The sequence below is a fragment of the Nitrobacter sp. genome, assembly GCF_051535235.1.
Taxonomy (GTDB): Bacteria; Pseudomonadota; Alphaproteobacteria; order Rhizobiales; family Xanthobacteraceae; genus Nitrobacter.
On sequence record NZ_JBPPLZ010000001.1, the window covers coordinates 238,009 to 262,984 of the forward strand.

The 24,976-nt window shown below is 64.4% G+C and carries 21 protein-coding genes and 1 pseudogene; 16 read left to right on the forward strand and 6 right to left on the reverse strand.

The features are described 5' to 3' along the window. The first annotated feature begins 231 nt into the window (after positions 1 to 231). The 4 genes from dnaA (at position 232) to ACS3WA_RS01250 (ending at position 6,514) form a co-directional block, all read left to right on the forward strand. Positions 232 to 1,659, forward strand: a complete 1,428-nt coding sequence (gene dnaA, locus ACS3WA_RS01235) for a chromosomal replication initiator protein DnaA (RefSeq protein WP_438276752.1) — start codon at positions 232 to 234, stop codon at positions 1,657 to 1,659. A gap of 193 nt (positions 1,660 to 1,852) precedes the next feature. Beyond that, positions 1,853 to 2,971, forward strand: a complete 1,119-nt coding sequence (gene dnaN, locus ACS3WA_RS01240) for a DNA polymerase III subunit beta (protein WP_438276753.1) — start codon at positions 1,853 to 1,855, stop codon at positions 2,969 to 2,971. Positions 2,972 to 3,111: 140 nt separating this feature from the next. Beyond that, positions 3,112 to 4,254 (forward strand): DNA replication/repair protein RecF, encoded by a 1,143-nt coding sequence (recF, locus tag ACS3WA_RS01245; protein WP_438276977.1) that lies wholly within the window; start codon positions 3,112 to 3,114, stop codon positions 4,252 to 4,254. Positions 4,255 to 4,363: 109 nt separating this feature from the next. Next, positions 4,364 to 6,514, forward strand: coding sequence for a hypothetical protein (locus ACS3WA_RS01250; protein ID WP_438276754.1), 2,151 nt, complete (start codon positions 4,364 to 4,366; stop codon positions 6,512 to 6,514). Positions 6,515 to 6,538: 24 nt separating this feature from the next. On the opposite strand, the gene ACS3WA_RS01255 is transcribed toward ACS3WA_RS01250, so the two are convergent. Next, positions 6,539 to 6,745, reverse strand: coding sequence for a hypothetical protein (locus ACS3WA_RS01255; RefSeq protein ID WP_335579556.1), 207 nt, complete (start codon positions 6,743 to 6,745; stop codon positions 6,539 to 6,541). A gap of 333 nt (positions 6,746 to 7,078) precedes the next feature. Between ACS3WA_RS01255 and gyrB the strand changes: the two genes are divergently transcribed. Beyond that, complete coding sequence (gyrB, locus tag ACS3WA_RS01260; RefSeq protein WP_438276755.1) at positions 7,079 to 9,520, forward strand: DNA topoisomerase (ATP-hydrolyzing) subunit B; 2,442 nt, start codon at positions 7,079 to 7,081, stop codon at positions 9,518 to 9,520. 27 nt (positions 9,521 to 9,547) lie between these two features. Here the strand turns inward: gyrB and ACS3WA_RS01265 are convergent, their stop codons facing one another. Continuing rightward, entirely contained in the window at positions 9,548 to 10,681 is a 1,134-nt protein-coding gene (locus ACS3WA_RS01265; RefSeq protein WP_438276756.1) for an FUSC family protein, read from the reverse strand. A gap of 260 nt (positions 10,682 to 10,941) precedes the next feature. Here ACS3WA_RS01265 and ACS3WA_RS01270 point away from each other — a divergent pair, with 260 nt between their 5' ends. Further along, the gene (locus tag ACS3WA_RS01270) at positions 10,942 to 11,541 is read left to right on the forward strand and encodes a hypothetical protein (protein ID WP_438276757.1); all 600 of its coding nucleotides are present in this window, start codon (positions 10,942 to 10,944) and stop codon (positions 11,539 to 11,541) included. A gap of 85 nt (positions 11,542 to 11,626) precedes the next feature. Here the strand turns inward: ACS3WA_RS01270 and ACS3WA_RS01275 are convergent, their stop codons facing one another. Next, a complete protein-coding gene (locus ACS3WA_RS01275; RefSeq protein WP_438276758.1) occupies positions 11,627 to 11,911 on the reverse strand; it encodes a DUF1330 domain-containing protein in 285 nt (94 codons plus the stop codon). Between the two features lie 42 nt (positions 11,912 to 11,953). Then, on the reverse strand, positions 11,954 to 12,151 hold the full coding sequence (locus ACS3WA_RS01280; protein WP_438276759.1) for a hypothetical protein: 198 nt from the start codon (positions 12,149 to 12,151) through the stop codon (positions 11,954 to 11,956). Here ACS3WA_RS01280 and ACS3WA_RS01285 point away from each other — a divergent pair. Continuing rightward, a pseudogene (locus ACS3WA_RS01285) lies at positions 12,150 to 13,070 on the forward strand (pirin family protein). The gene ACS3WA_RS01280 and the pseudogene ACS3WA_RS01285 sit on opposite strands and share 2 nt — an antisense overlap. 89 nt (positions 13,071 to 13,159) lie before the next feature. On the opposite strand, the gene ACS3WA_RS01290 reads toward ACS3WA_RS01285, so the two are convergent. Then, complete coding sequence (locus ACS3WA_RS01290) at positions 13,160 to 14,161, reverse strand: adenosine kinase (RefSeq protein ID WP_438276760.1); 1,002 nt, start codon at positions 14,159 to 14,161, stop codon at positions 13,160 to 13,162. 288 nt (positions 14,162 to 14,449) lie between these two features. Between ACS3WA_RS01290 and murJ the strand changes: the two genes are divergently transcribed. The 4 genes from murJ to ACS3WA_RS01310 all read left to right on the forward strand — a co-directional run bounded on the left by murJ (position 14,450) and on the right by ACS3WA_RS01310 (position 18,841). Further along, on the forward strand, positions 14,450 to 16,003 hold the full coding sequence (murJ, locus tag ACS3WA_RS01295; protein WP_438276761.1) for a murein biosynthesis integral membrane protein MurJ: 1,554 nt from the start codon (positions 14,450 to 14,452) through the stop codon (positions 16,001 to 16,003). Between the two features lie 165 nt (positions 16,004 to 16,168). Next, positions 16,169 to 17,209 carry a tryptophan--tRNA ligase gene (trpS, locus tag ACS3WA_RS01300; protein ID WP_438276762.1) on the forward strand — a complete coding sequence of 347 codons (1,041 nt, stop codon included), beginning with the start codon at positions 16,169 to 16,171 and terminating at the stop codon, positions 17,207 to 17,209. A gap of 347 nt (positions 17,210 to 17,556) precedes the next feature. Then, entirely contained in the window at positions 17,557 to 18,051 is a 495-nt protein-coding gene (locus ACS3WA_RS01305; RefSeq protein WP_438276763.1) for a universal stress protein, read from the forward strand. A 220-nt stretch (positions 18,052 to 18,271) separates the two neighbouring features. Beyond that, complete coding sequence (locus ACS3WA_RS01310; protein ID WP_438276764.1) at positions 18,272 to 18,841, forward strand: NifU family protein; 570 nt, start codon at positions 18,272 to 18,274, stop codon at positions 18,839 to 18,841. 25 nt (positions 18,842 to 18,866) lie between these two features. Here the strand turns inward: ACS3WA_RS01310 and ACS3WA_RS01315 are convergent, their stop codons facing one another. Further along, on the reverse strand, positions 18,867 to 19,997 hold the full coding sequence (locus ACS3WA_RS01315; RefSeq protein ID WP_438276765.1) for a tlde1 domain-containing protein: 1,131 nt from the start codon (positions 19,995 to 19,997) through the stop codon (positions 18,867 to 18,869). A gap of 419 nt (positions 19,998 to 20,416) precedes the next feature. Between ACS3WA_RS01315 and tsaB the strand changes: the two genes are divergently transcribed. The 5 genes from tsaB (at position 20,417) to ACS3WA_RS01340 (ending at position 24,922) form a co-directional block, all read left to right on the forward strand. Then, positions 20,417 to 21,118 (forward strand): tRNA (adenosine(37)-N6)-threonylcarbamoyltransferase complex dimerization subunit type 1 TsaB, encoded by a 702-nt coding sequence (gene tsaB, locus ACS3WA_RS01320; RefSeq protein WP_438276766.1) that lies wholly within the window; start codon positions 20,417 to 20,419, stop codon positions 21,116 to 21,118. After that, positions 21,115 to 21,594: a ribosomal protein S18-alanine N-acetyltransferase gene (gene rimI, locus ACS3WA_RS01325; protein ID WP_438276767.1), complete on the forward strand. Its 480-nt coding sequence runs from the start codon at positions 21,115 to 21,117 to the stop codon at positions 21,592 to 21,594. The genes tsaB and rimI overlap by 4 nt, the downstream gene beginning before the upstream one ends. Before the next feature lie 162 nt (positions 21,595 to 21,756). Further along, entirely contained in the window at positions 21,757 to 22,206 is a 450-nt protein-coding gene (locus ACS3WA_RS01330) for a Fur family transcriptional regulator (protein ID WP_438273769.1), read from the forward strand. A gap of 237 nt (positions 22,207 to 22,443) precedes the next feature. Further along, the gene (gene miaB / locus ACS3WA_RS01335; RefSeq protein ID WP_438276768.1) at positions 22,444 to 23,868 is read left to right on the forward strand and encodes a tRNA (N6-isopentenyl adenosine(37)-C2)-methylthiotransferase MiaB; all 1,425 of its coding nucleotides are present in this window, start codon (positions 22,444 to 22,446) and stop codon (positions 23,866 to 23,868) included. Between the two features lie 4 nt (positions 23,869 to 23,872). Next, positions 23,873 to 24,922: a PhoH family protein gene (locus ACS3WA_RS01340; protein WP_438276769.1), complete on the forward strand. Its 1,050-nt coding sequence runs from the start codon at positions 23,873 to 23,875 to the stop codon at positions 24,920 to 24,922. Positions 24,923 to 24,976: the final 54 nt, after the last annotated feature.

Below are 24,976 nucleotides of genomic sequence, written 5' to 3' on the forward strand. Positions count from 1 at the left end.
GCGCGACCGCTTTGCTGCGCTCTCCCACGCAGCCTCCGGGCAGCCTGTCCAGTCGCTGCTGACCTCGCGTTCGTTTCGTTTCCCGCCATCTGAACCCGCTTGCGGTACTCGGCCGAACGATCGGCCATGGCTGAAACGAGACACGCCGGAGGAACAAGACAAGACGCGCGACGCCTCCCAGGAGAGCGGTCGCATCGCAATCTTATTCAATCAGAAAAGTAACCATAAAAAATGTCAGATATAGAACAGGAGCGCTGGTCGCGGGTGAAGGGCCGATTGCGCACGACCGTCGGAGAGGACATCTATTCGAGCTGGTTCGCGAGGATGGATCTGGAGAGCGTACATGGGGAAAGCGTCCGTCTGTCGGTGCCGACCAGGTTCCTGAAGAGCTGGATTCAGGCACATTATGCCGAGCGGGTTCTCGCATGCTGGCGGGCCGAACTGCCCGACGTTAACCGGATCGACCTGATGGTGCGCTCGGCCCTGCGCTGCGCCGCGCCCGCCAAAGAGATGCCGATAGCCGATCAGCGCCATGCGGATCAAAGCAACGGTCGCGCCAGCGTTGAATTGAAGACGGTTGCGACCGTACCGGCGTCAGCCAATCACGACGCCCTCGGCGGTTCGCCGCTCGATCCGCGGCTGACCTTCGCAAGCTTCGTCACCGGCCGCTCGAACACGCTCGCCCACGCCGCGGCGCGTCAGGTGGCGGAGGGGCGGCGCGGCGACAGCGTCATGTTCAATCCGCTCTACATTCACGCCGGCGTGGGCCTCGGCAAAACCCATCTGCTGCAAGCCGTCACCTGGGCCGGCAACGCCGGCACCGAGCGCAAGGTGCTCTATCTGACCGCCGAGAAGTTCATGTACGGCTTCGTCGCCGCGCTCAAGACGCAGACCGCGCTCGCCTTCAAGGAAGCGCTTCGCGGCATCGACGTTCTGGTGATCGACGACTTGCAGTTCCTGCAAGGCAAATCGACCCAGGCCGAGTTCTGCCACACGCTGAACGCGCTGATCGACGCCGGCCGTCAGGTCGTGATCGCTGCCGACCGGCCGCCGTCCGACCTGGAAAGCCTCGACGATCGCGTGCGCTCCCGGCTTGCCGGCGGCCTCGTGGTCGAAATGGGCTCGCTCGGCGAAGACCTGCGGCTCGGCATCCTCAGATCGCGCGTCGACGCCGCACGGGTTCATCATGCGAGTTTCGACGTGCCGGAGCCGGTGCTCGATTATCTCGCCAAGGCGATCACGCATAATGGCCGCGATCTCGAAGGCGCGATCAACCGCCTGCTGGCGCACAGCAAGCTCAACGCCCAGCCGGTGACGCTGGAGATGGCGGAGCGCGAGGTCCGCGACCTGATCCGCCCGCAGGAGCCGAGGCGGATCAAGATCGAGGACATCCAGCGCGTGGTCGCCCGGCAGTACAATGTCAGCCGTTCCGATCTTCTGTCCTCACGCCGGACCGCGAACGTGGTGCGGCCGCGGCAGGTGGCGATGTATCTGGCGAAGACGCTGACCCTGCGTTCGCTGCCAGAGATCGGCCGCCGTTTCGGGGGGCGCGACCACACCACCGTGCTGCATGCCGTGCGCAAGATCGAGGCGCTGGTGTCAAAGGACGCGACCCTGTCCGACGAGGTCGAACTGCTGAAACGCCAGCTTCAGGAATAAGGCACGGCGGGAGAATTTCCGCCAAAATATGGGAAAAAGCTAAAACCCGGGCAAGCCAAGGCTTGCGCCGGGCGCGCTTCCGCGTCACCTTGCGGTCCCGCCAGATTTGAGCAAATCGGCCTTGAACTCGGGGTTTACGTGCTGCGGCTTTCCGCGGCATTTTCAAAACGTGAACTGATCGGACGGATTTGCAATGAAGGTCACCGTCGAACGCGCGCAACTGCTGAAATCGCTGGGCCATGTGCATAGGGTGGTCGAACGCCGGAACACGATCCCGATTCTGGGAAACGTGCTGGTCCGCGCCGAAAACGCCAGGCTGTCGCTGAAAGCCACCGATCTCGATCTCGAAGTGACCGAAACGCTCGCCGCGGAAACCGGAACCGGCGGCTCGACAACCGTTCCGGCGCATATGTTCTACGACATCGTCCGCAAACTGCCCGACGGCGCGCAGATCGTGCTGGAAGGTGACGGCGACCGTTCGGTGCTGGCCATCCGTGCCGGACGTTCGCGCTTCACCTTGCAGACCCTGCCGGAAAACGATTTTCCCGATCTCGCCGCCGGCGAAATGAAGCATTCCTTCACGCTCGCCGCCGCCGACGTGAAGCGGCTGATCGACCGCACCCAGTTTGCGATCTCGACCGAGGAAACCCGCTACTATCTTAATGGCATTTACCTGCACAGCGCAGGCAGCGCCAAGAGCGCAACGCTGCGCGGCGTTGCGACCGACGGTCATCGCCTGGCGCAGATCGACCTTCCGCTGCCGAAGGGCGCCACGGGAATGCCCGGCGTCATCATTCCGCGCAAGACGGTCGGCGAGGTGCAGCGGCTGATCGAGGACAACGAGGCGGAAGTCGGCATCGAGCTGTCGCAGGGCAAGATCCGCTTCACCATCGGCAATGTGGTGCTGACGTCGAAACTGATCGACGGCACCTTCCCCGATTACGGCCGCGTCATCCCGCAGAACAACGACAAGGAACTTGTCGTCGACAAAAAGGATTTCGAGGCGGCGGTCGATCGGGTGTCGACGATTTCCAGCGAGCGCGGACGCGCGGTGAAGCTGGCGCTGTCGGCGGGCAAACTCGTCCTGTCCGTGACCAATCCGGATTCCGGCAGCGCCACCGAAGAACTCGAGGTCGAATACGCGTCCGAGCCGCTCGATATCGGGTTCAATTCGCGCTACCTGCTGGACATCGCCGCGCAGATCGAGGGCGAGGCCGCGGTGCTGAAGCTCGCCGATCCAGGTTCGCCGACGCTGGTGCAGGACAAGGATTCCAAGGGCGCGCTCTACGTGCTGATGCCGATGCGGGTATAGGGTCGCGGACAGCCACCTACCCGTCAGAAGTCGTCATGGCCGGGCTTGAACCGGCAATCCATCGCCCCGAAATCAGGCCATCTGCAGTGTCCGCTTCGCAGATGATGGATACGCGGGTCAAGCCCGCGTATGACACGCGTATGATCCCCTGCCGTATCCGCCGCCTGAGCCTCACCCGCTTCCGCAACTACGGCGCGGCCGCGTTTGAGACGCGGGGCAACGTGATCGTGCTGGTCGGACCCAACGGCGCCGGCAAGACCAATTGCCTCGAGGCCATATCGCTGCTGTCGCCGGGGCGCGGCTTGCGGCGCGCCACGCGCGAAGACGTCGCCGACATCCGGGGCGACGGCTCCTGGGCCGTTTCGGCCGAGGTGGAAGGCGCGCTCGGTCTCGCAACGCTCGGCACCGGCGTCGAGACGCCGGACGCCGATGCGGCATCGGGCGGCCGGCGCTGCCGGATCGATCGCGAGCCCGTCGCGTCCGCGGCGGCGTTCGGCGACCATCTGCGCATGGTATGGCTGACGCCTTCGATGGACGGCCTGTTCACCGGGCCGGCCTCGGAACGGCGGCGCTTCCTCGACCGCCTGGTGCTGGCGATCGACAGCGATCATTCCGGCCGCGTCTCGGCGCTGGAGCGCAGCCTGCGCTCGCGCAACCGCCTGCTGGAAACGCGCAACTACGACGCCCACTGGTGCGACGCTATCGAACGAGAAACTGCTGAGCTTGCCGTCGCGGTCGCGGCGATGCGCGCGCAAACCGTGACGCGCCTTGCAGCCGCGCTGGAGGCAGGCGGCGCGGATTCCGCATTTCCCTCGGCCGGAATCGGGCTCGACGGCTGGATGGAAAACGCCCTGCTCAGCGAGCCTGCAACGACGGTGGAGGACCGCTACCGTGTGATCCTGCGCGACAATCGCGCCCGCGACGCGGCCGCCGGCCGCACGCTCGATGGCCCGCACCTCGCCGATCTCGAAGTGATCTACGCGCCCAAGAACATGCCGGCGAAGGACGCCTCCACCGGCGAGCAGAAGGCGCTTTTGATCGGCCTCGTGCTGGCCCATGCGGGTCTTGTGGCCGAGATGACGGGGATCGTACCGCTGCTGCTGCTCGACGAGGTCGTCGCTCACCTCGATCCCGACCGCCGCGGCGCGCTGTTCGGCGCGCTTGCGAGCCTCGGGGCCCAGGTCTGGATGAGCGGAGCCGACCCGGCCGCATTCGCAAATGTCGGCGCGGGAAGCGAGATTTTCGAGGTCAACTCGGGGCAGATCGCACGCCGGCCGCTTTAACGGTCAAGCGACAGCCTTGAACCAGGGCACCACTCCGCACGACTAGGCTTTGTACTGCGTCACCGACCCCCGCCCGCGCCCACCCCGTCTTTGTTTCCCGGAGATCGCCATGCCCGCACCGAGACGCCGATACCGTGCGTCAGCACGCCGATATGTTCTGGCCGCGCTTTCACTGGTGCTGATTGCCGGCGCATCTCCTGCAATGGCGGAAAGCGGCATGGTTGAGGTCAACCAGCTGCCGCGCCTTCCGGGCGCGCAGGAGACCACGGATTCGCAACCCGACCGCGTGATCTACACGGTGCAAGGTGTGGTGCCCTCCACGGCCCCGTCGGTGAAGGCATTGATGGCGGAAAATGGCTGGATGCACTATGCGCGACCGCTCGAGGAGACGGCGACCGGTCTGCTGTTCAAGAAAGGCAAGTATGGGCTGTCGGTGTCCTTCACGCAGGCGCTTGGCCGCCCCGACCGGTCGGCGGTCTATTACACGGCCAACCGAATCTACGCCGACGTTCCGTTTCCCCCGGGCGCTACGGATATCATCTACGACGAGCGCAGGCCTTATTTCGGCTGCACGGCTCCCGGCGGTATCGACGCGAATCTCGATTTCTTTCAACGCGAATTCGCCGCTGTCGGGTGGACGCCGTTATCCGCTGACGACGCCAAGGCGCGCTGGTCCAGGGCCGCGATCGACGACAAGGTCGATGACGGCGCGCGCGCCTATTTCAGGCGTGACGATCGCGACAGGCAATTGCCGATCATGGTGTCGCTGCGCCGGCTCGGTGACGACAGAACCGCCGTCGACATCAGGGTCGCGCCATTTGCCCTGCCGCAGGATCTCAGCGCAGGTCCCGACATGGACGGCCTGCCGCGGCCGGATCGCATCATAAACGCCGGAACCACGGGCAACGCGACCTCGGAACGCCGGGAAGCGCATGCGACGGTGGTCGCCGAGATGCCTGCGGTGCTCGCCTTCTATCGTCGCGAGCTGGCCGCGCGCAACTGGAAGGAAGAGAGCAAGGGAGCAACCATTACACCGGACGAGGTGTCGCTCAACTTCACGTCTGCTGAGGAGACCGGCACGCTCAAGCTCGGCCACAAATACGATCTGACCCTCGTCAGCTTCGTCGTGCAGGTGACCCCGGCCGCGCTGGCGGCCCGCGCGCGCGCGAAGAAGCAGTCCGACGATGATTTCATGAAGGACGCAATGTCGATGGCGACGGAGATGATCGCGGCCGACAGTGCTCATCGCGCGCAACAATCCGCGAAGCTGTCGGACGCTCCCTTGCACGCGCAGGCCGGCAAAACCACGCCGATTCCCGTGCCGGAGGGCGCGGAGAATGTCGAATTCGATGGCTCGGACGGCAAGCTGGAGTTTGAATCGACGTCGAGCGTGAAGGCGCTCGCAGGCTTTTACCGCGGCGCGCTGAAACCGCAGGGCTGGAAGGCGCAGCCATCGGTGATCAACAACCCCAACATGGCTGCGCTGCAGTTCTCCAGGGGCGGCAAGGAGATTTCGATCACCATCATGCAGATGGGTACGAAAACCAATGTCAGCGCCAACGGTTCGGGTCTCGAGATGGCGGATGCCGGCGCCACCAGCGATGATCAGGCGGCTGCGGCTGCGCCCGCGGCTCCAAGGCCGCTCGAAGCGGAGCCGGATTCCGCGTTGCCGGTCCCAAAAGAACATACCTTGAGTTCCCTCTCAACGGGCAAGCTGCCGGGGAGCGATGCTCCGTTCCGCCAGGAACTCGAAGCCAGTATTCCGGCCGATCTGGCTTCCGTGCTTGCCTTCTATCGTGAGGAACTGGGCAAGCGCGGATGGAAGGAATTGCCGGATCGCGCGATCACCCGACCGGATCGCGTACAACTGGCATTCACATCTCCCGACGGCCCGGCCATGCTGAAGCTCGGCCGCCGCAATGCCGAGACCACGGTCAACCTCGCCCAGAAGATTCCGGCCGCTGCCGCCAAGGGCGAAGTGCTGCCGAAGCCGGGTCAGGCGAGACTGATGCTGGGCAACATGGGACAGTCAGACGCCACCATCACCATCAACAAGCAGACCATCAAGCTGGCGGCAGGCGCAGGCGGCCCGCAATCATCGCAGCATCCCGCGCTCGATCTGCCGCCGGGCAAATACAAGTACACAACGAAAGTGGCCGGACGCCCCGCCAGGTCGAGCCAGATCGACCTTGGCGCCGACGATGCCTGGGGCTTGATGCTCGGGCCCGACGGCGACGTGCTGGCGCTGCAGGCTTACTGACGTGCCGCGCTTATAGGCAAGCGTTCAAACCAGCCGGCTGATCTGTTCCTCGGTGACCACCCGCTCGATATTGTCGGTCTTGCTCTTGATGCGGTAGCGCGGACGGCCATCGGCTTCGATCGGCAGGCGAGAGACAACGGTATAGATACTGCGCTCCTTCACATCGGCGCGGCCCTGAGGGCCCTGAAGCTGATGGTGGACGTCATCGTTGATCGCGTAGTTGTGGGCCATTGTCTGTGATCTCGCTGAAAGCGGGCTTGTAAGCGCTGCGGCGCCTGGATGCAACAACCGCCGCTGGCGCACCTCCTCGACCGGCCGCGCATCCATCCGGAAACGAGGCCGAAACGCGGTTTTTCACTCCACGGCGCGATCACCCGAACCATGCTTTTTCAGGGCTCGCAAATCGACTGTTCCCGCCCTTGAAAAACCATCTAAAAATCACACATATTCAATAGCTTGGAAGGGGTCACTTTGCGCTAGGCGCGGTGCCGCTTTCATGTCAGAAATAGAGCATCTCAGCCGCGATCATTCGCGCTGATTCGGGACACCTTCTGAAGGCCTTTCATGAGCGAACCTGCCCGGCAGCAACTTGCCGCCACCGAACCTGCCGCGCCCGTCGAATACGGCGCGGAATCGATCCGGGTTCTCAAGGGCCTTGATGCCGTGCGCAAGCGGCCCGGCATGTATATCGGCGACACCGACGACGGCTCCGGCCTGCACCATATGGTCTACGAAGTCGTCGACAACGCCATCGACGAGGCACTGGCCGGACACGCCACCATGGTGGAGGTGATTCTCAACGCCGACAATTCGGTGACGGTGCGCGACGACGGCCGCGGCATTCCCGTCGGCATCCACAAGGGCGAAGGCATTTCCGCGGCCGAGGTCATCATGACCCAGCTCCACGCCGGCGGAAAGTTCGACCAGAATTCCTACAAGGTTTCCGGCGGACTGCACGGCGTCGGCGTCTCCGTCGTGAACGCGCTGTCGAGCAGCCTGCAATTGCGGGTCTGGCGCGACGGCAAGGAACACTTCATCGAATTCGCCCACGGCGACGCGGTGGCGCCGTTGAGGGTCATCGGCCCCGCCAACGGTAAACGCGGCACCGAAGTCACCTTTCTCGCCTCGACAGAGACCTTCACCAACGTCGAATACGATTTCGCCACGCTTGAGCATCGCCTGCGCGAACTCGCGTTCCTGAACTCCGGCGTCAACATCCTGCTCTCGGACATGCGTCACGCCGTCGAGAAGCGCGAGCAGATGATGTATGACGGCGGCGTCATCGAGTTCGTCAAATATCTCGACCGCAACAAGAAGGCGATGGTGCCGGACCCGATCATGATCCGCGCCGACATGAACGGCATCAATGTCGAGGCGGCGCTGTGGTGGAATGACAGCTACCATGAGAACGTGCTCTGCTTCACCAACAACATCCCGCAGCGCGACGGCGGCACTCATCTTGCCGGTTTCCGCGGCGCGCTGACGCGGCAGGTCAACGGCTATGCCGACGCCATCGCCCGCAAGGAAAAGATCGCGCTGACCGGCGACGACTGCCGCGAAGGCCTGACCGCCGTCTTGTCCGTGAAGGTGCCCGACCCGAAATTTTCATCGCAGACCAAGGACAAACTGGTGTCCTCGGAAGTGCGCCCGGTGGTCGAAAACGTCATCAACGAGGCGCTCGCCGCCTGGTTCGAGGAACATCCGACCGAAGCGAGACTCATCGTCAATAAGGTGGTGGAAGCCGCAGCCGCCCGCGAAGCCGCGCGAAAAGCGCGCGAACTGACGCGGCGCAAGGGCGCGCTCGACATCGCGTCGCTTCCGGGCAAGCTCGCCGACTGCCAGGAACGCGATCCGGCCAAGTCGGAATTGTTCATCGTCGAGGGCGATTCCGCCGGCGGCAGCGCCAAGCAGGGCCGCAACCGGGAATTCCAGGCCGTCCTGCCGCTCCGTGGCAAGATCCTGAATGTCGAGCGCGCGCGCTTCGACAAGATGCTGTCGTCGGAACAGATCGGCACGCTGATCACCGCGCTCGGCACCGGCATCGGTCGCGACGATTTCGACCTTAGCAAGCTGCGCTATCACAAGATTATCCTGATGACCGACGCCGACGTCGACGGCGCGCATATCCGCACGCTGCTATTGACCTTTTTCTTCCGGCAGATGCCGACACTGATCGACGGCGGCTTCCTCTACATCGCTCAGCCGCCGCTCTACAAGGTCACCCGCGGCAAGTCCGAGCAGTATCTGAAGGACGAGCGCGCGCTGGAAGACTACCTGATCGAAACCGGGCTCGACGACTGCGTGTTCAAGCTGGCCAGCGGCGAGGATCGCGGCGGCCGTGACCTGCAGGCGCTCGTCGAGGATGCGCGCGTCATCCGCAACGTGCTGAACAATCTGCACAGCCGCTACAACCGCAAGGTCATCGAGCAAGCCGCGATCGCCGGCGTGCTCAACCCGAAGGTGACCAGCGATCTCGCCACCGCAACCGCCGCCGCCGACTACATCGCCAGGCGGCTGGATGCGCTGGCCGATGAGGTCGAGCGCGGCTGGAGCGGACGTTTCACCGAGGGCGAAGGCTTCTTTTTCGAGCGTACCGTGCGCGGCGTCAAGGACGTCGCCATGATCGACGACGCGCTGCTCGGCTCGGCCGATGCCCGCAAGCTCGACGAATACGCCGCGAAACTGCAGGAAGCCTATCCGCGGCCCGGTCTTCTGCGCCGCAAGGACACAGAAACCGCGATTCACGGTCCGATCGGCCTGTTCGAGGCGGTCACCGACTCGGGGCGCAAGGGCGTGGCGCTGCAACGCTACAAAGGTCTCGGCGAGATGAACCCCGACCAGCTCTGGGAGACCACGCTCGACACCAACGAGCGGTCGCTGCTGCAGGTGAAGATCAAGGAAGTCGACGAGGCCGACGACATCTTCACCAAGCTGATGGGCGACGTGGTGGAACCGCGCCGCGAATTCATCCAGGACAACTCGCTCAGCGCCAACGTGGACGTGTAAACCGGCACCCCGCGCAACCGCGTCCCGCTATCCCGTCCCTGCAGCGCCCTCCGCCTTTCCGGTCGACGAGGCCGACCGGTCGGTCCATTCGGATACACGGCGTTCGAGATCCCCGAGGTTTTGCCGCATCTGCTCCAGCGAAAAGCCGAGCGCGAAAAATCGCTCGGTCATGTCGCCCGGCAGTCCGCGGGTCAGCCCCTCGCGGCGCATCGCGGCGACTTCTGCGGCATAGGCCTCGAGCGCCGTCTGCACCGGCAGAAACGCTGGCGCTCCGGCGTCGAGCCGCAACGCCTCGGCGGAGGCCTTCAGATAATTACTCATGGCGTCGCTGAGCCTCGCGAGTGGCTGCGCGAGCCGCGACTGGAGATTGGCCGGCAGCGGCGTCACCGTGGCGCGCCCGATCATCACGACGTCGTGCCGCAACCGCAACACGGTCCGCAGCAGGGGGCCGGTGTCCGGTCCATGGGACAGCCGGGCCGAACGCTCGCGTTCGGCCTCGGCCCCGATCGCGTTCAGATCGCTAATGGCGTGCCCTATTCCGTCCTGGAGCGCGTGAAGCGCGTCATTGTCGCGCCCGCGCGTGAGGCCCGCGAGCAATTCCTGCAGGGCGTCGGCAAGGAGGTTCAACACGCGCGCAGCATTGACGCGAATCTGGCCGTAAGCGCGCGACGGCAGCACCAGAAACGACACCAGCAGCCCGGTGATAGCCCCGACGGTCACCTCCAATATGCGGTCGATGGCGGATTCGAGCGGGGACATCTGCCCCATCGTGGGCAGCAGCAGCACGATGATCGCGGTCACGGTTGCAACGTTCAGACTCGGATTGATCGCGGCCAGAAAGGCCAATGGCGCAACCGCCAGTACCAGCACCGCCAGCAGGGCGCTTTCGCCGGAATGCGGGATCAGGATCGCGATCGCACCGCCGTAGAACGCACCGCCGATGGTACCGATGAGGTAGTCGCGCGTCGCCTTCAGTGAGCGTCCGACGCTCATCTGGGTCACGATGATGGCCGTCAGCACGGCCCACAGCGGCAACCGCAGGTGCAGCGCGATCGCGAGCGCCAGCGCGGTGAAGGCGGCGGCCGTGACCCGGACGCCGAGGCCCATTTCCACCTTTCGCGACCACAGCCGCGTTGCCGTGCGTTTCAGGAATGAGGTCATGCACCGCGGGGTTGGGTTAGCCAGCCGTTCCGACGTTAAAGCCGGTCGCGCATCATTCCGCAACAGGGTCGCTTGCAGGGGCGCAACCCGTCCGTTAAACGATGGCCTCGCGGTCACATGTTCGTGGTAACCCGCGACGGAGCATTTCAAATCCGGACGTGTGAACCATATTCCTGATATTGCCTTGAACCTGAACTCCGTTTGGGGAACTTACTCCCGTAGATCGTGTTTTATTTGTTCGCGTACGCGTTGGTGTTGTGATGCCGATTTTCCGTTATTTTCTGGTCATGGGCTGCTGTCTTCTCGGCGTGCTTTTTGCCGCCGACTGGATCTGGCCCGGCGACGCGGCTTCCGGCGGTCATCCGGTTACCGTCGCGACCGCAGGCGCGGCATCCGCAAACTTGCAGGCGACTGGCTTGCAGTCCGTAACCTCCGACACAAAAGGCTCAGCCTCCAAGGACTTGGCGTCTAAAGATGGAGCCTTGACGGATTCGGGGTCGGCGTCGGCGGTTCTCAGCTCGATCGACGACTGGCGCCGCTCCGAGGAACGCTTCGAGCGATCGAAGCAGAATCCGCAACCCATCGTCTATCCGGACGTCGCTACGCTTGCGCCCACTCCCGATCGTCTGCAGTGGGAACGCCAACTTCGCTATCTGCCGGCCGATCATGTCTACGAAGCGCGGGCGGAAATGCCCAAGGGCATGGCCATCGAATCCCCGAAAGTGGCGGAGAAGACGGCACCGCCGCGCAAGCACGTCGCCCACGCCCGCAGCAGAGCGAGGGTCGCGGCTGAGGTGGAGCGATTGCCTCCGCGCTACGCCCGCAACAGTGCGTGGAACCCATTCGGCTTCTTCGACTGATCGAGGACGCGAGCCTTCGCGCGGCATCGACCCATCCGGATCCTTGCTGGCCGCCGAGTCGCGTCAGCGCACAACGCCCGCGGGATCAGCCTTCGATGATGATGAAATCGGCTTCCGAATATTTCTGGCGGATCGCCTTCGCAGCCTGATATTCGGGACTTTGATAGCACGCCTTCGCGGTGGCGAAGTCCTTGAACTCGACCACCACGTTGCGGTCGCGGGAGGTGCCTTCCATCGAATCGAACGGGCCGCCGCGCACGAGAAAGTTGGCGCCGAACTTGTCGAACGCGGGCCTGGCCGCGGCGAGATAGTCGGGATAGCGATCGCGGTCGCGGATCGAAACGCGCACGATCCAATAGCCTTTTGCCATGCTCGATCCTCCGTTTGACCCAGGTTTATCAAACCCGCCGGCCTAACGCGCTCCGACTTTATGATGGGATCCGCCGGCTTCGAACCGCGGATCGCCGACAGCCTCCTGCCGCGCGGCTTTCGACAGGCGCTGCAACGACTTCGTGAAGCCGGAACCTGACGACGTCTGGTGAACGCGGTTGTCAGCGCCGCGGCCGCGCCCGATAATCAGGCTCGATCCCCATTCCGATGGAGGCAACATGAGCTGGCTTCCCTCCAACGATCCCGAACTCGGCGACCCCCTGACATGCGACGCGCTCGAGCTCGTCATCGTTCCGCGCATCCGCGACCTCGGCGATGGATTTGCGGTGCGCCGCGCGCTGCCACACGGCAGGCGGCAGATGGTTGGCCCCTTCATCTTCTTCGATCATTTCGGCCCGGTGCAGTTCGTCTCCGGCAAGGGCATGGACGTGCGGCCGCATCCGCACATCGGTCTCGCCACCGTCACCTACCTGTTCGACGGCAGCATCATGCACCGCGACAGCGAGGGTAACATCCAGGAAATCCAGCCCGGCGCCATGAACCTTATGACGGCGGGGCGCGGCATCGCCCATTCCGAACGCACCCCCGACGTGCAGCGCGCCAGCGGGCAGATGATGCTCGGCCTGCAAAGCTGGATCGCGCTGCCGGAGGGCAAGGAGGAAATCGCGCCCTCATTCCAGCACTACGACGCGGGCAGCCTGCCGACGGTCCAGGACAAGGGATTGCGCGCCCGGGTCATCGCCGGTCGGTCGTTCGGCGCAACTTCGCCGGTCGAGATGGTGTCGCCGTGGTTCTACGTCGAGGTCAGCTTGAACGCCGGCATGAGCGCGCCGCTGGATGCAGATCACGAGGAGCGCGCGATCTATATCGTCGACGGCGAGATCGAGATCGCGGGCGACCGCCACGAAGCGCCGCAGCTTCTGGTTTTCCGCCCCGGCGACCGCATCACGGTGCGGGCGACAAGGCCCGCGCGGATGATGTTCCTCGGCGGCGACGCACTGGAGGGGCCGCGTCACATCTGGTAGAATTTCGTCTCTTCGAGCAAGGAACGCATCGAGCAGGCCAAGGAAGACTGGAAAACCGGCCGCTTCGCTGCCGTCCCGAACGAGCACGAGTTCATTCCGCTGCCGGAAAACTGATCCTTGTTTTGACGCGTTTTTCTTTACGCGAACCGGTATCCATCCCCGGGTCAAGCCCGAGGACATGCTTCGCTCGAAAACGCTATAGCTTACACTGGGAGGCCGTTTGCCTGCGCAAGCTCCTTCAGCGACACCTGCGGCCGCGCGCCGATGTGCTGGATCACCTCGGCCGCTGCCAGCGCGCCGAGCCGGCCGGCGTTTTCATGGCTCGCGCCTCTCACCAGTCCAAACAGGAATCCCGCCGCGAACAGGTCGCCGGCCCCTGTCGTATCGACCAGGGCGTCGATCGAGCATGCCGGCACCGCAACGACGCCGTCCGTCGTCGCGACCACGCAGCCCTTCTCGCTGCGGGTGACGACGCCGAACGCAATGTCCTTGCGCAACTGCGCCAGCGCCGCATCGAAGTCCGAGGTCTGATAGAGCGAATGCAGCTCGCTCTCGTTGGCGAAGATCAGATCGACGGCGCCGCTTCGCATTAGTTGCAGGAACTCGTCGCGGTAGCGATCGACGCAGAACGCATCCGACAGCGTCAGCGCCACCTGTCGCTTCGCCCCGTGCGCGATCTGCGACGCCTTCAGGAACGCTTCTTTCGCGGCCTTGGGATCCCACAGATACCCCTCGAGATAGAGGATCGACGCCGCGGCGACGGCCTCGGCATCGATATCCGCAGGCGACAGATCCTGCGCCGCGCCGAGATAGGTGTTCATGGTGCGCTCGCCGTCGGGCGTCACCAGAATGTAGGAGCAGCCGGTCGCCGGGCCATCGGAGGCGGGCGGCGTATCGAAGGCCACCTGCGCGGCGCGAATGTCATGCGTATACAGGCGCCCGATCTGATCGTCCTTCACCTTGCCGACATAGGCCGTGCGCGCGCCGAACCCGGCGAGACCAACGATGGTGTTGGCGGCCGATCCCCCCGACATCTCGGTGGCGGGTCCCATGTCGGCATAGATCGAGGCTGCGCGCGCCTCGTCGATCAGCGCCATGCCGCCTTTGGCCATGCCATGGGCGGCGAGAAAGCCTTCGTCGGTCCGCACCAGAACGTCGAAAATCGCATTGCCGATCCCGAGCACGTCGTATTTCGCTGAAGTCATTAAGAATATCCCGTTGCGGCAATTGCGGGGAAGCGCGGAATCCGGTCAGACTCCCGCGAAATGGGGTTTGCCGCGACCTATCACGGCGTCTCCATGCCATCAAGCACGGCCTAGTGGTCCGATTCTAACATTTGTATCCCGTTGCAGCAGGTGTTTTTGCAAATGTTAGAATCAAAGGACCACTAGCAAATATAAGTTTCTAGTGGAGCTTTGGATTTGACATTCGCTTCTTGCGTCGCTCCAACCGGATAGCGAATGTCAAATCCACTCCACTAGGCCGACATCGCCATGATCCGCTCCGTCCTCACCGTCTCCTCGGGCACGCTGGCCTCGCGTCTGCTCGGCTTCGCGCGCGACGCGCTGACCGCGGCGCTGCTCGGCGCCGGACCGGTCGCCGACGCATTTCTGATGGCGTTTCAGCTCATCAACGTGATCCGGCGGATGCTCGGCGAAGGCGCCCTGAATGCGGCGCTGGTGCCGGCCTGGATGCGCCTGCGCGATGGCAGCGGTCCTGCCGCGGCAGCGGCCTTCGCCGGCGCGGTGCTCGGCACCGTGAGCGCGGCCCTGATCGCGCTCAGCGTGATCGCAGCCGTCGCGATGCCGCTTCTGATGATGGTGCTGGCGCCGGGCTTTGTCGGAAGCGAAAGCCTGCAGCTTGCGGCGACGAACGCGCGGCTGATGCTGCCTTATCTTGCCTTCGCAGGCCCTGCAGCCGTCATGATCGGCCTGTTGAACGCCCGGCATCGCTTCGCGATTCCCGCCTTCGCACCGCTGATATTCAACATCGCCCTGATCCTGGTCGCCGCGGTGCTGCTGCTGTTGCATCGGGACTCGCATTTGGCGGCACTGGTGATGGCGACGACCGTGGGCGCAGCCGGCCTGCTGCAACTCGCCGCCCTCGCGACTCCCGTCCGCCGCGACAATCTCGCAAGCCCTTTGCGCATATCTTTCGATGCCGGGATGCGGGATTTCGCCCGCAAGGCCATCCCCGGCATGATCGCGAATTCGGGACCGCAGTTGCTGATCGTGGCCGGCGCGATCGTGGCGTCGGCATCGCCGTCGGCGGTTGCGTGGCTCTACTTCGCCAACCGCCTGATCGAACTGCCGCTGGGGATGGTCGGCGTTGCCGTCGGCACCGTGCTGGTGCCGGAATTGAGCCGCGCCTTCACCAGGAACGACACCGCCGCGCTGGCCGACGCCGAGTCGCGGGGGCTCGAGCTTGCGGCGGGCCTGGCTCTGCCCGCGACGCTCGGCCTGATCGTCCTCAGCGAACCGATCGTGCGTGTTCTGTTCGAGCACGGCGCGTTCACCGCAGCCGACACCCGGGCCACGGCGCTGGCGCTCGGCTGTCTCGCCCTCGGCCTTCCCGCCCACATCCTGATCAAGGCGCTGTCTCCCGCATTCTTCGCGCGTGGCGACACGATGACCCCGCTACTGGCGACGCTGAAGGGCATCTCGGTCGCCATCGTATCGGCGGTCGCATTGGGATGGATGTTCGGAGCTGGCGGAATAGCCGCAGCGATGGCGCTCGGCGCATGGAGCAATGCGGCAAGTCTGGCCCGGAGCGTCACCGCGACGTTCGGATTTTCCATCGACGCCGAAGCGCGCCGGCGTCTGCCGCGCATCGTATTGGCTGCATTGCTGATGGGCGGGACTTTATGGCTCGCCGCTCGATTGCTGCCGATCATGGCCGGCGGGCACACACTCTTGCAGGCGGCGTTGCTCGCGATCCTGATCGCCTTCGGCATCGCCGTCTATGGCCTCGCGCTGCTGGTCTTGCGAGTGATCGACTGGCACAGCATGCGGACCACCTTGATGCGATCCGGCGACTTGCGCCCCTAGAACCCTTCCGCTTCTGATGGAATCAGAAGCGGGGCTCTATGATTTTGATTTGACGCGTTTTCTTCCCGCCAACCGGATTCCACTTGGCCGGAAAATGCTCTAAAGCGTGGCAATGGACGACATGCGGCGCCGGCCGCGTTGAACAGGAAGAAAGCGAAGAGAGCGATGACACGGGTTTTTTCGGGCGTGCAGCCGACCGGCAATCTGCATCTGGGCAATTATCTCGGCGCCATCGTCAATTTCGTGAAATTGCAGGCCGACCACGAATGCCTCTATTGCGTGGTCGACCTTCACGCCATCACCGTGCCCGTCGCGGTCTGGGGCGGGCCGGAGGAATTGCGCCGCAATACCCGCGAGGTCACCGCCGCCTTCATTGCGGCCGGCATCGACCCGAAGCGCCATATCATCTTCAACCAGAGTCAGGTGGCGGGACACGCCGAACTGACCTGGGTGTTCAACTGCGTGGCGCGGCTCGGCTGGCTCAACCGCATGACCCAGTTCAAGGAAAAGGCCGGCAAGGACCGCGAGAACGCCTCGGTCGGGCTTTACGATTATCCGGTGCTGATGGCGTCGGACATTCTGGTCTATCGCGCCACCCACGTTCCGGTCGGAGAGGACCAGAAACAGCACCTCGAACTCAGCCGCGACATCGCCCAGAAATTCAACAACGACTTTGCCGGATCGATCGCCGCCAACGGCTTGGAGGAAAAATTCTTTCCGCTGCCCGAGCCCGTGATCACGGGGCCCGCGACGCGCGTGATGAGCCTGCGCGACGGCACCAAGAAAATGTCGAAGTCGGACCCGTCGGATTATTCGCGCATCAACCTCACCGACGATGCCGACACCATCGCGCAAAAGATCCGCAAGGCCAAGACCGACCCGGAGCCGCTTCCGTCGGAGGAAAAGGCGCTGGAAAGCCGCCCCGAAGCCGACAACCTCGTCGGCATCTATGCGGCCTTGTCGGGCACGCCCAAATCCGAGGTGCTCGCGCAATTCGGCGGCGCGCAGTTCTCCGGCTTCAAATCCAGCCTCGTCGATCTGGCGGTCGCAAAACTGTCGCCGATCGCCGCCGAGATGAAGCGGCTGACCGGCGATCCGGCCTATGTCGACCGGATTCTGATCGAGGGCGCCGACCGCGCCCGCGCCATCGCCTCGGAAACCATGAACGCGGTGAAGGATATCGTCGGGTTTATCCGCAAGCGCTAGAGCCCGCTTCTGACGGAATCAGAAGCGGGGCTCTATGATTTTGTTTTGACGCGTTTTCTTCACGCGAACCGGTTTCCATCCCGGGTCAAGCCCGAGGATATGCTTCGCTCGAGAACGCTGTAGATCAAGATGATCGGATCGAATCCATCCGACATCATGAGCGTGATCGAATCCGGTATTTCAAGGAAGCGGGATGCGGGCGGAAAACCGCTGCAAGCTTTCCCGCTTCACTATTGCATCGCCTTCCACCGCTTTCGGCTCCTGTTGATCGCTATCCCGCAACCTGCTTGTCGGAGCGGGGCGCGCCGTGGCAGCATGGCGATGGCTGGTTCAGCACCGGGACATTCATGAGCGCACACCGTCGAAGCTACGAGAGCGGCCACAAGCCGAAATATCTGGTCGTCGTCGACGACAGCGCGGAATGGGACCGCGCCGTTTATTATGCCAGTCGGCGCGCCATTCGCGTCGGGGGCGGCATCGTGATGCTGCGGGTGATCGAGCCGGAAGACCGCAACCAGGAATGGCTCGGCGTCGCGGAGGTGATGCGCGCCGAAGCCTATGAAGGCGCGAACGCGGCGCTCGACCGCGCCTCCGGCCGGGCCAACGGTATCGCCGCGATCACGCCGGAACGCGTCATCCGCGAGGGTTCCTCGCTCGAACAGATTCTCGACGTCATCGACAAGGACCTCGATATTTCGATGCTGGTGCTGGCCGCCAGCGGCGGCCCCGAGGGTCCGGGTCCGATCATCACGACGCTGGCCAAAACTGCGGGCAACTTCCCGATTCCGGTGACGATCGTGCCGGGGAGCCTGGATGACGACGCGATCGATGCGCTGTCCTAGAGTCCTTTCACCATTTCCATGGAACCGCTGAAAGATTCCAGCTTATTGATTTGAACGCGTTTTCCTGGCGCTGACCGGTAACCCACCTGGCTGAAAATGCTCCAGATCGGCGTCAGGCGCCCGGGAGCCGGCGGCCCGCGCCCTTGATCGTGCTTTGGCCATGGCTATCTGCTAAGGGAACCTACGCGCCGGCCTTGAACCGGCGACGACGGAGACACCCATGTTCATTCAGACCGAAGTTACCCCCAATCCCGCCACCCTGAAGTTCCTTCCGGGCCGCACCGTGCTCGGCAAGGGCACGATGGAATTCACTGGCCCCAGCTCGGCCGGCCGCTCGCCGCTCGCCGTGAAGCTGTTCGCCATCCACGGCGTCACCGGCGTGTTCTATGGCTCGGACTTCATCACGGTGACGAAGGACGACAGCGACTGGCAGCATCTCAAGCCGGCCATCCTCGGCGTGATCATGGAACACTACATGTCGGGCGCGGCGCTGTTGACGGACGGCGAGGCCGCGGGGGATGGCGAGAGCGACAATGACGTTGAATTCTTCGACGACGCAGACGCCGAGACCGTGACCTTGATCAAGGACCTGATCGAGACGCGGGTGCGGCCGGGCGTTGCCGACGACGGCGGTGACATCACCTTCCGCGGCTTCAAGGACGGCATCGTCTATGTGAACATGAAGGGCTCGTGCTCCGGATGCCCGTCATCGACCGTGACCTTGCGGAACGGCATCCAGAACCTGCTGAAGCATTTCATTCCCGAGGTGGTCGAAGTGCGGCCGGTATAGCGGGCGCCGCTTCCTCCGAGGACCTTCAGAGTTTGGCGACGACGACCAGCCGCTTGACCTGGCCGCTCTTATAGGCGCGCAGGAAGGCGTTGTAGTTTCTGAACGACACGCAGCCGTTGGAGTCGCCATTCGGCCCGAGCATGTAGGTATGCGCGAGCAGCCCGCTTCGCCCGTATATCTTGTCCTCGCCGCCCACCGGTTTCAGCCGGATCGCTTCCACGCCGTGGAACGGACGTTCGCGCAACGACAGATCATAGGTGTGCGGCGGCGTCACGCCGCGCATTTTCCTGTCGGCGGAACGCGGATCGTCGAGCATCTTGCCGAGACCCGAATGCGCCTCCAGCTTGGTGCCGTTCGGCATGTAGACCGTGCGCGCCGAAATATCATAGACGGCGGTGTACTGGTCATATTGCGGAATGCGGCCGAGCGTCAGGCTCTCGCCGTCGCTCGTCACCCCGCCGTCGGGCGCCGCGAAAGCGAGCTGCAGACCGCCGGAGAGGGATTTGCCGAACAGCTTCTCGAAGATCGACGGCTTCTTCGGCTCGGGCTCCGGCTCCAGCGCGGCAGCGGTATTGGCCTGCGCGACGTCGTGGCGGGACGGAGCGGAAGCCTGTAACTGGCGCAGTTCGGCCGGACGCGGCGCCGGCATCGGCACCACCGCGACGACTTGCGGCACCGGCGGAAGCGGCAACGTCTCCGGCATCGCCTCTGCGGGAAGCGAGGCGACCTCTACCGGAGCAGGCTGAGCCGGCGCGGCCTGCGGGCGGAAGCTTTCCGGCTCTCCGCCGAGAAAACGCGGACCGTAGAGCCAGGCCGTGCGGGCCGGGGCGGCGGAATCCTCGACGCGGGCCTGGGCCGTGGCACTGACTTCGGGAGTTGGCTGGGCCGCACGTGGCTGGGGCATCTCGTGCAGCGCCTCATACGCAGCCGCGATGCGATCGGCTGGTACAGCGCGGATGGATGCGGCCGGCGGCAGCGACGCCGTGACCAGTTCCGGGTCTCCGCCGGAAACATTGGCGTAGAGGGTCCAGGCGCAGGCGAGCGCGATGCAGGCGAGCGCGGCGGCGCCGACAATATTCTGCGGAACGGCCTTGCGGGGCAAGGCGGCGGAATAGGCCGCTGCATCGTAATAACGCGTGCCCGTAACGTACGTCATTCGCCCCACATCCAGAGTCACTCAGCATCCGATCCATGCGAGCGCACGAAAGTCCGCATGCCGCCCGCAAGGTGCGGATACAAGACTACGCATGGTCGAATCGCTGACCCCAAGTTCGGTAGAACCTGTCGCAGACTTGCGAAGCGTCATTAAGGCGAGTTTTAGTTAAATGCCGATTAAATGCAGGCTGGATTCACGATGCGGCCCCAAAAGTGGACAAAACCATGGCAATCAGGTGGCCATAACATGGCTACGCCTGTCGATGCCCGCCGGGGCCGCAGGTCATGCGGCGAGAACGGTGCTAGACCATGAGGCCCGGCTTTATGCCGTGATTTGATAAGACGCGCGTTCTCCACGCGGACCGGCACAAGCCCCCGGATCAGCCGAGGACTTGCTTGAAAACGATAGTCTGGCTTCCGATGCTTGTTCTTGCGATCGACACCGCACTCGATGCCTGCGCCGCCTGCGTCCTGGACACCGACGAAGGCCGGCTTCTCGCTCATGAATCGCTGCCGATGAAGCGCGGGCACGCCGAAGCGCTGATGCCGCTGATTGCGCGCGTCATCGACTCCGCCGGTATCGCCTTTTCCTCGCTTGACCGCATCGCCGCGACCACCGGCCCCGGCAGTTTCACCGGCCTTCGCGTGGGACTGTCGGCCGCGCGCGGCATCGCGCTTGCCGCCGGCAAGCCCGCCGTCGGCGTAACGACGCTGATGGCCTATGCCGCACCGGTCGTCGGCGAGAACCGCGAGTCGCCGGTGATCTCGGTGATCGATGCCCGCCACGACCACGTTTATTTCCAGGTCGCCGGCGGCGATGGCTCCCCGCTGGTCCTGCCGCAGGTCGCGCCGGTCGAGGAGGCGCTCGCTGCTTCGCGGTTCGGTGCGCCGCATCTGGTCGGCAACGCCGCCCGGCTTCTGGCCGACCGCTGGCCCGCGCACGCATCGCCGCCGGTCGCGGTCGATCCGCAGGCGGCGCCCGACATCGCCTGGGTGGCGTGGCTCGCCGCAGCGGTCGATCCGGATGCTGCGCCGCCGCGTCCCACCTATCTGCGCGCGCCCGACGCGAAGCCCGCGGGCGACCTCCTGCACAAGACATCCAGGCCGGCTGCATCGTCATGACATGGTTCGGAAGCAAGGAACGCGCGACGCCCGTGGTCGAGTCCGCGACCGCTCACGACGCCGCGCGCCTTGCGGCTATTCACGGCGCATCGTTTCACCGCGGATGGGGCGAAGGCGAATTCGAAGTCATGATCGCGGAACGCAACACGCTGGTTCAGCGTTTGCGGCTGAGATCGAGCGTGATCGGCTTCGCGGTGTCGCGCATCGCTGCGGACGAGGCCGAGATTCTCTCGATCGCGATCGACGCGGACCACCGCGGTCAGCGATTCTCGCGCGACCTGCTGTTCACGCATCTCGGCTATCTCGCCGGCCGCGGCGTCCGCAAGGTGTTTCTCGAAGTCGAGGAAAATAATCAGCCGGCGCGGCGTCTCTATGAACGCGCGGGCTTCGTCGTCACCGGGCGCCGCGAACGCTATTATCGGGAGGCCGGCGGCAAGGAACTGAACGCATTGGTGATGCGCCGCGACTTGTCGTAGTCTGCGCGCGGTGGCAAAAGAAAAACGATCGGCGGCGGTGAAAGCGGTTTTGCGTCCGACCGCACTCCCGAATATCATTCGCTTGCATTATCTTTACGCGCTATCTTCATGCGATGCGGCCCACACCTCGGCGAAACATGCGCCATCGGAACCGGACACGTCATGACGGCCCTGAAACCGACTTCTGCGCAGAAGCCCACCAAGATTGAAGCGCGTTGCGCCGCCACCGGGATGCGCATGACCGAACAGCGCCGGGTTATCGCGCGCGTGCTGGCGGAAGCCTCCGATCATCCGGACGTCGAGGAGCTCTATCGCCGCTGCGTTGCGGTGGACGACAAGATCTCGATCTCGACGGTCTATCGCACCGTCAAGCTGTTCGAGGACGCCGGTATCATCGAGCGGCACGATTTCCGCGAGGGCCGCGCGCGCTATGAGACGATGCGCGACAGTCACCACGACCATCTCATCAACCTGCGTGACGGCAAGGTGATCGAATTCACCTCCGACGAAATCGAGAAGCTGCAGGCCGAGATCGCCCGCAAGCTCGGCTACAGGCTGGTCGACCATCGCCTCGAACTCTATTGCGTCCCGATGGACGAGGACAATTCCTGAGCGCCACTCTCCATCCGACGCATGCGGCAGGGTGCCGCGATCCGTCGTTCAGTTGGAAAAACAGCCAGGTCGTTTCCGGGACACACGCTTCGCATGGCCTGGAATCCGGATGCGATCCGGCCGGAATACCGGATTCGCGCTCGCAGCGGCGCGATTGCGCATCGGGAATGACAATGGACATACTGGATTTTCCGCCGCTCAGCCTATAACTGAGCGATATAACCGACAACGGGTTCCATGACGCCGCCGCGCAAGCTGCACATCAAGTCCTACGGCTGCCAGATGAACGTCTACGATGCCCAGCGCATGGTGGACACGCTGGCGGGCGAAGGCTTTGTCGAGACAGCCAGCGCCGAGGAAGCCGATCTCGTCATCCTCAACACCTGCCACATCCGCGAGAAGGCCTCCGAGAAGGTCTATTCCGAACTCGGCCGCTTGCGCGCCGCCAAGGACCAGGCGGCAAGCGCCGGCCGCGACATGAGCGTCGTCGTCGCCGGCTGCGTCGCGCAGGCCGAAGGCAATGAGATCATCCGCCGCGCGCCCGTGGTCGATGTGGTGGTGGGACCGCAGAGCTATCATCACCTGCCGCAACTGCTGGCCCGCGCGAAGGCCGACGGCCGCGCGCTCGAAACCGAGTTTCCGGTCGAGGACAAGTTCGGCTTCCTGCCGCAGCCGTCGCCGCAGGCGATCCGCGCCCGCGGCATCTCGGCCTTCGTGACGGTGCAGGAAGGCTGCGACAAGTTCTGCACCTTCTGCGTCGTGCCTTATACGCGCGGCGCGGAAGTATCGCGGCCGGTGGCGAAGATCATCGAGGACGTGCAGCGCCTGGCCGACAACGGGGTGCGCGAAATCACCCTGATCGGGCAGAACGTCAACGCCTATCACGGCGACGGCCCCAACGGACGGCCCTGGCCGTTCGGCAAGCTGCTGCACCGCCTCGCCGCAATTCCGGGCATCGTCCGCCTGCGCTACTCCACCAGCCATCCGCGCGATGTCGAGGAGACGCTGATCGAGGCGCACCGCGATCTCGACGCGCTGATGCCGTTCGTGCATCTGCCGGTGCAGTCCGGCTCCGACCGTATCCTCGCGGCCATGAACCGCAGACATACCGCCGCCGATTACCGCCGCGTGATCGACCGGCTTCGCCATGCCCGGGCGGACATCGCGTTCTCGTCGGACTTCATCGTCGGCTTTCCCGGCGAAGCCGAGGAAGATTTCGCCGCGACCCTCGCGCTCGTCGACCAAATCGGATACGCTGCCGCCTATTCGTTCAAGTATTCGCCACGGCCGGGGACGCCGGCGGCGGAGATGCAGGAGACGGTGTCAACGGCCGATATGGACGCACGACTGGAGCGGCTTCAGGGCCTGATCGACAGCCAGCAATCCGCCTTCAACAGGGCGGCGATCGGCAGGACGGTCGATGTGCTGTTCGAACGCGCCGCGCGCAATGCGGGCCAGATCGTCGGCCGCACCGCCTATCTGCAGCCCGCGCATGTCATGGCGTCCGCGGACATTATCGGAAAGGTGCTGCCCGTCGCCATCGACAGCCTCGAGCGCTACAGCCTGCTCGGATCGCTTGCCGATCCCCGCTCGTCCTCGGCATCCGGCGACGCGAGAGAATCTTCGCTGATGGCCGCGCCTCAAGCGATCATGGGAGCCTGAACCCTTGCCCAAGAGCGCATCGGATTCGCCTTCAATCGCCCCCGGTCAGAAAATCGACATGCAAGCCCCGCCCGAAACGCAAGTCGTCATCGATTTCGACGACAATCGCGCGGTGTCGGCGATGGTCGGACCCTACGGACAGAACCTGGCGCAGGTCGAACGGCGGCTCGGCGTGGTCGTCGATTCCCGCGGCAACCACATCACCATCACCGGATCGCGCGACGGCTGCGACGCCGGACGGCGCGTGCTGGAAACGCTCTATACCCAGGCGGCGCAGGGTCATGATCTCACGCAGGGCGAGGTCGAGGGAGCGATCCGCGCCGTGATCGCACAGGGCTCGCTGTTCGAATACGACCCCAAGGGGCCGCGCTCCACGTTTGAGGCCATCAACCTGCGCAAGCGGCCGGTGCGGGCGCGCACCGCCGCGCAGGATGCCTATATCCGCGCACTGAAACACCATGAACTGGTGTTCGGCATCGGCCCGGCCGGCACCGGCAAGACCTGGCTTGCGGTGGCGCAGGCGGCGCAACTGTTCGAGCGCAAGGAAGTCGATCGCATCATCCTGACGCGACCGGCGGTCGAGGCCGGCGAACGGCTCGGCTTCCTGCCCGGGGACCTGCGCGAAAAAGTCGATCCCTACCTGCGACCGATCTACGATGCGCTGTATGACCTGATGGACTCCCGCATCGTCGAGCGCGCGCTGCAATCCGGCGAGATCGAGATCGCGCCGCTCGCCTTCATGCGCGGCCGCACCCTGACCAACGCCGCGATCATCCTTGACGAGGCGCAGAACACCACCTCGATGCAGATGAAGATGTTCCTGACCCGACTGGGCGAAAACAGCCGCATGATCGTCACCGGCGACCCGTCCCAGGTCGACCTGCCGAACGGCCAGACGTCCGGGTTGACGGAAGCGACGCGGCTGCTCGACAGCGTCGAGGGCGTGGCGCAAGTGAAATTCACCGCCGACGACGTGATCCGTCATGAACTGGTGGCGCGGATCGTCGCCGCCTATGAGGGGCTGCCGCAGCGGCCGGCAGCCAAAAAATCATGACGCCGCAGACGCCTGGAAAAGGCGCTCGGTCTCCGCGACAGGCCGGCGCCGGCG

What these genes read in the sequence shown, in the direction of transcription:
- gyrB (WP_438276755.1), top strand. Translation starts at nt 7,079, where the DNA reads ATGAGCGAACCTGCCCGGCAGCAACTTGCCGCCACCGAACCTGCCGCG.
- ACS3WA_RS01290 (WP_438276760.1), bottom strand. Translation starts at nt 14,161, where the DNA reads ATGACTTCAGCGAAATACGACGTGCTCGGGATCGGCAATGCGATTTTC.
- ACS3WA_RS01270 (WP_438276757.1), top strand. Translation starts at nt 10,942, where the DNA reads ATGCCGATTTTCCGTTATTTTCTGGTCATGGGCTGCTGTCTTCTCGGC.
- ACS3WA_RS01305 (WP_438276763.1), top strand. Translation starts at nt 17,557, where the DNA reads ATGAGCGCACACCGTCGAAGCTACGAGAGCGGCCACAAGCCGAAATAT.
- ACS3WA_RS01315 (WP_438276765.1), bottom strand. Translation starts at nt 19,997, where the DNA reads ATGACGTACGTTACGGGCACGCGTTATTACGATGCAGCGGCCTATTCC.
- recF (WP_438276977.1), top strand. Translation starts at nt 3,112, where the DNA reads ATGATCCCCTGCCGTATCCGCCGCCTGAGCCTCACCCGCTTCCGCAAC.
- ACS3WA_RS01250 (WP_438276754.1), top strand. Translation starts at nt 4,364, where the DNA reads ATGCCCGCACCGAGACGCCGATACCGTGCGTCAGCACGCCGATATGTT.
- ACS3WA_RS01330 (WP_438273769.1), top strand. Translation starts at nt 21,757, where the DNA reads ATGACGGCCCTGAAACCGACTTCTGCGCAGAAGCCCACCAAGATTGAA.
- dnaN (WP_438276753.1), top strand. Translation starts at nt 1,853, where the DNA reads ATGAAGGTCACCGTCGAACGCGCGCAACTGCTGAAATCGCTGGGCCAT.
- miaB (WP_438276768.1), top strand. Translation starts at nt 22,444, where the DNA reads ATGACGCCGCCGCGCAAGCTGCACATCAAGTCCTACGGCTGCCAGATG.
- trpS (WP_438276762.1), top strand. Translation starts at nt 16,169, where the DNA reads ATGACACGGGTTTTTTCGGGCGTGCAGCCGACCGGCAATCTGCATCTG.
- murJ (WP_438276761.1), top strand. Translation starts at nt 14,450, where the DNA reads ATGATCCGCTCCGTCCTCACCGTCTCCTCGGGCACGCTGGCCTCGCGT.
- dnaA (WP_438276752.1), top strand. Translation starts at nt 232, where the DNA reads ATGTCAGATATAGAACAGGAGCGCTGGTCGCGGGTGAAGGGCCGATTG.
- ACS3WA_RS01275 (WP_438276758.1), bottom strand. Translation starts at nt 11,911, where the DNA reads ATGGCAAAAGGCTATTGGATCGTGCGCGTTTCGATCCGCGACCGCGAT.
- ACS3WA_RS01310 (WP_438276764.1), top strand. Translation starts at nt 18,272, where the DNA reads ATGTTCATTCAGACCGAAGTTACCCCCAATCCCGCCACCCTGAAGTTC.
- tsaB (WP_438276766.1), top strand. Translation starts at nt 20,417, where the DNA reads ATGCTTGTTCTTGCGATCGACACCGCACTCGATGCCTGCGCCGCCTGC.
- rimI (WP_438276767.1), top strand. Translation starts at nt 21,115, where the DNA reads ATGACATGGTTCGGAAGCAAGGAACGCGCGACGCCCGTGGTCGAGTCC.
- ACS3WA_RS01255 (WP_335579556.1), bottom strand. Translation starts at nt 6,745, where the DNA reads ATGGCCCACAACTACGCGATCAACGATGACGTCCACCATCAGCTTCAG.
- ACS3WA_RS01280 (WP_438276759.1), bottom strand. Translation starts at nt 12,151, where the DNA reads ATGTTGCCTCCATCGGAATGGGGATCGAGCCTGATTATCGGGCGCGGC.
- ACS3WA_RS01265 (WP_438276756.1), bottom strand. Translation starts at nt 10,681, where the DNA reads ATGACCTCATTCCTGAAACGCACGGCAACGCGGCTGTGGTCGCGAAAG.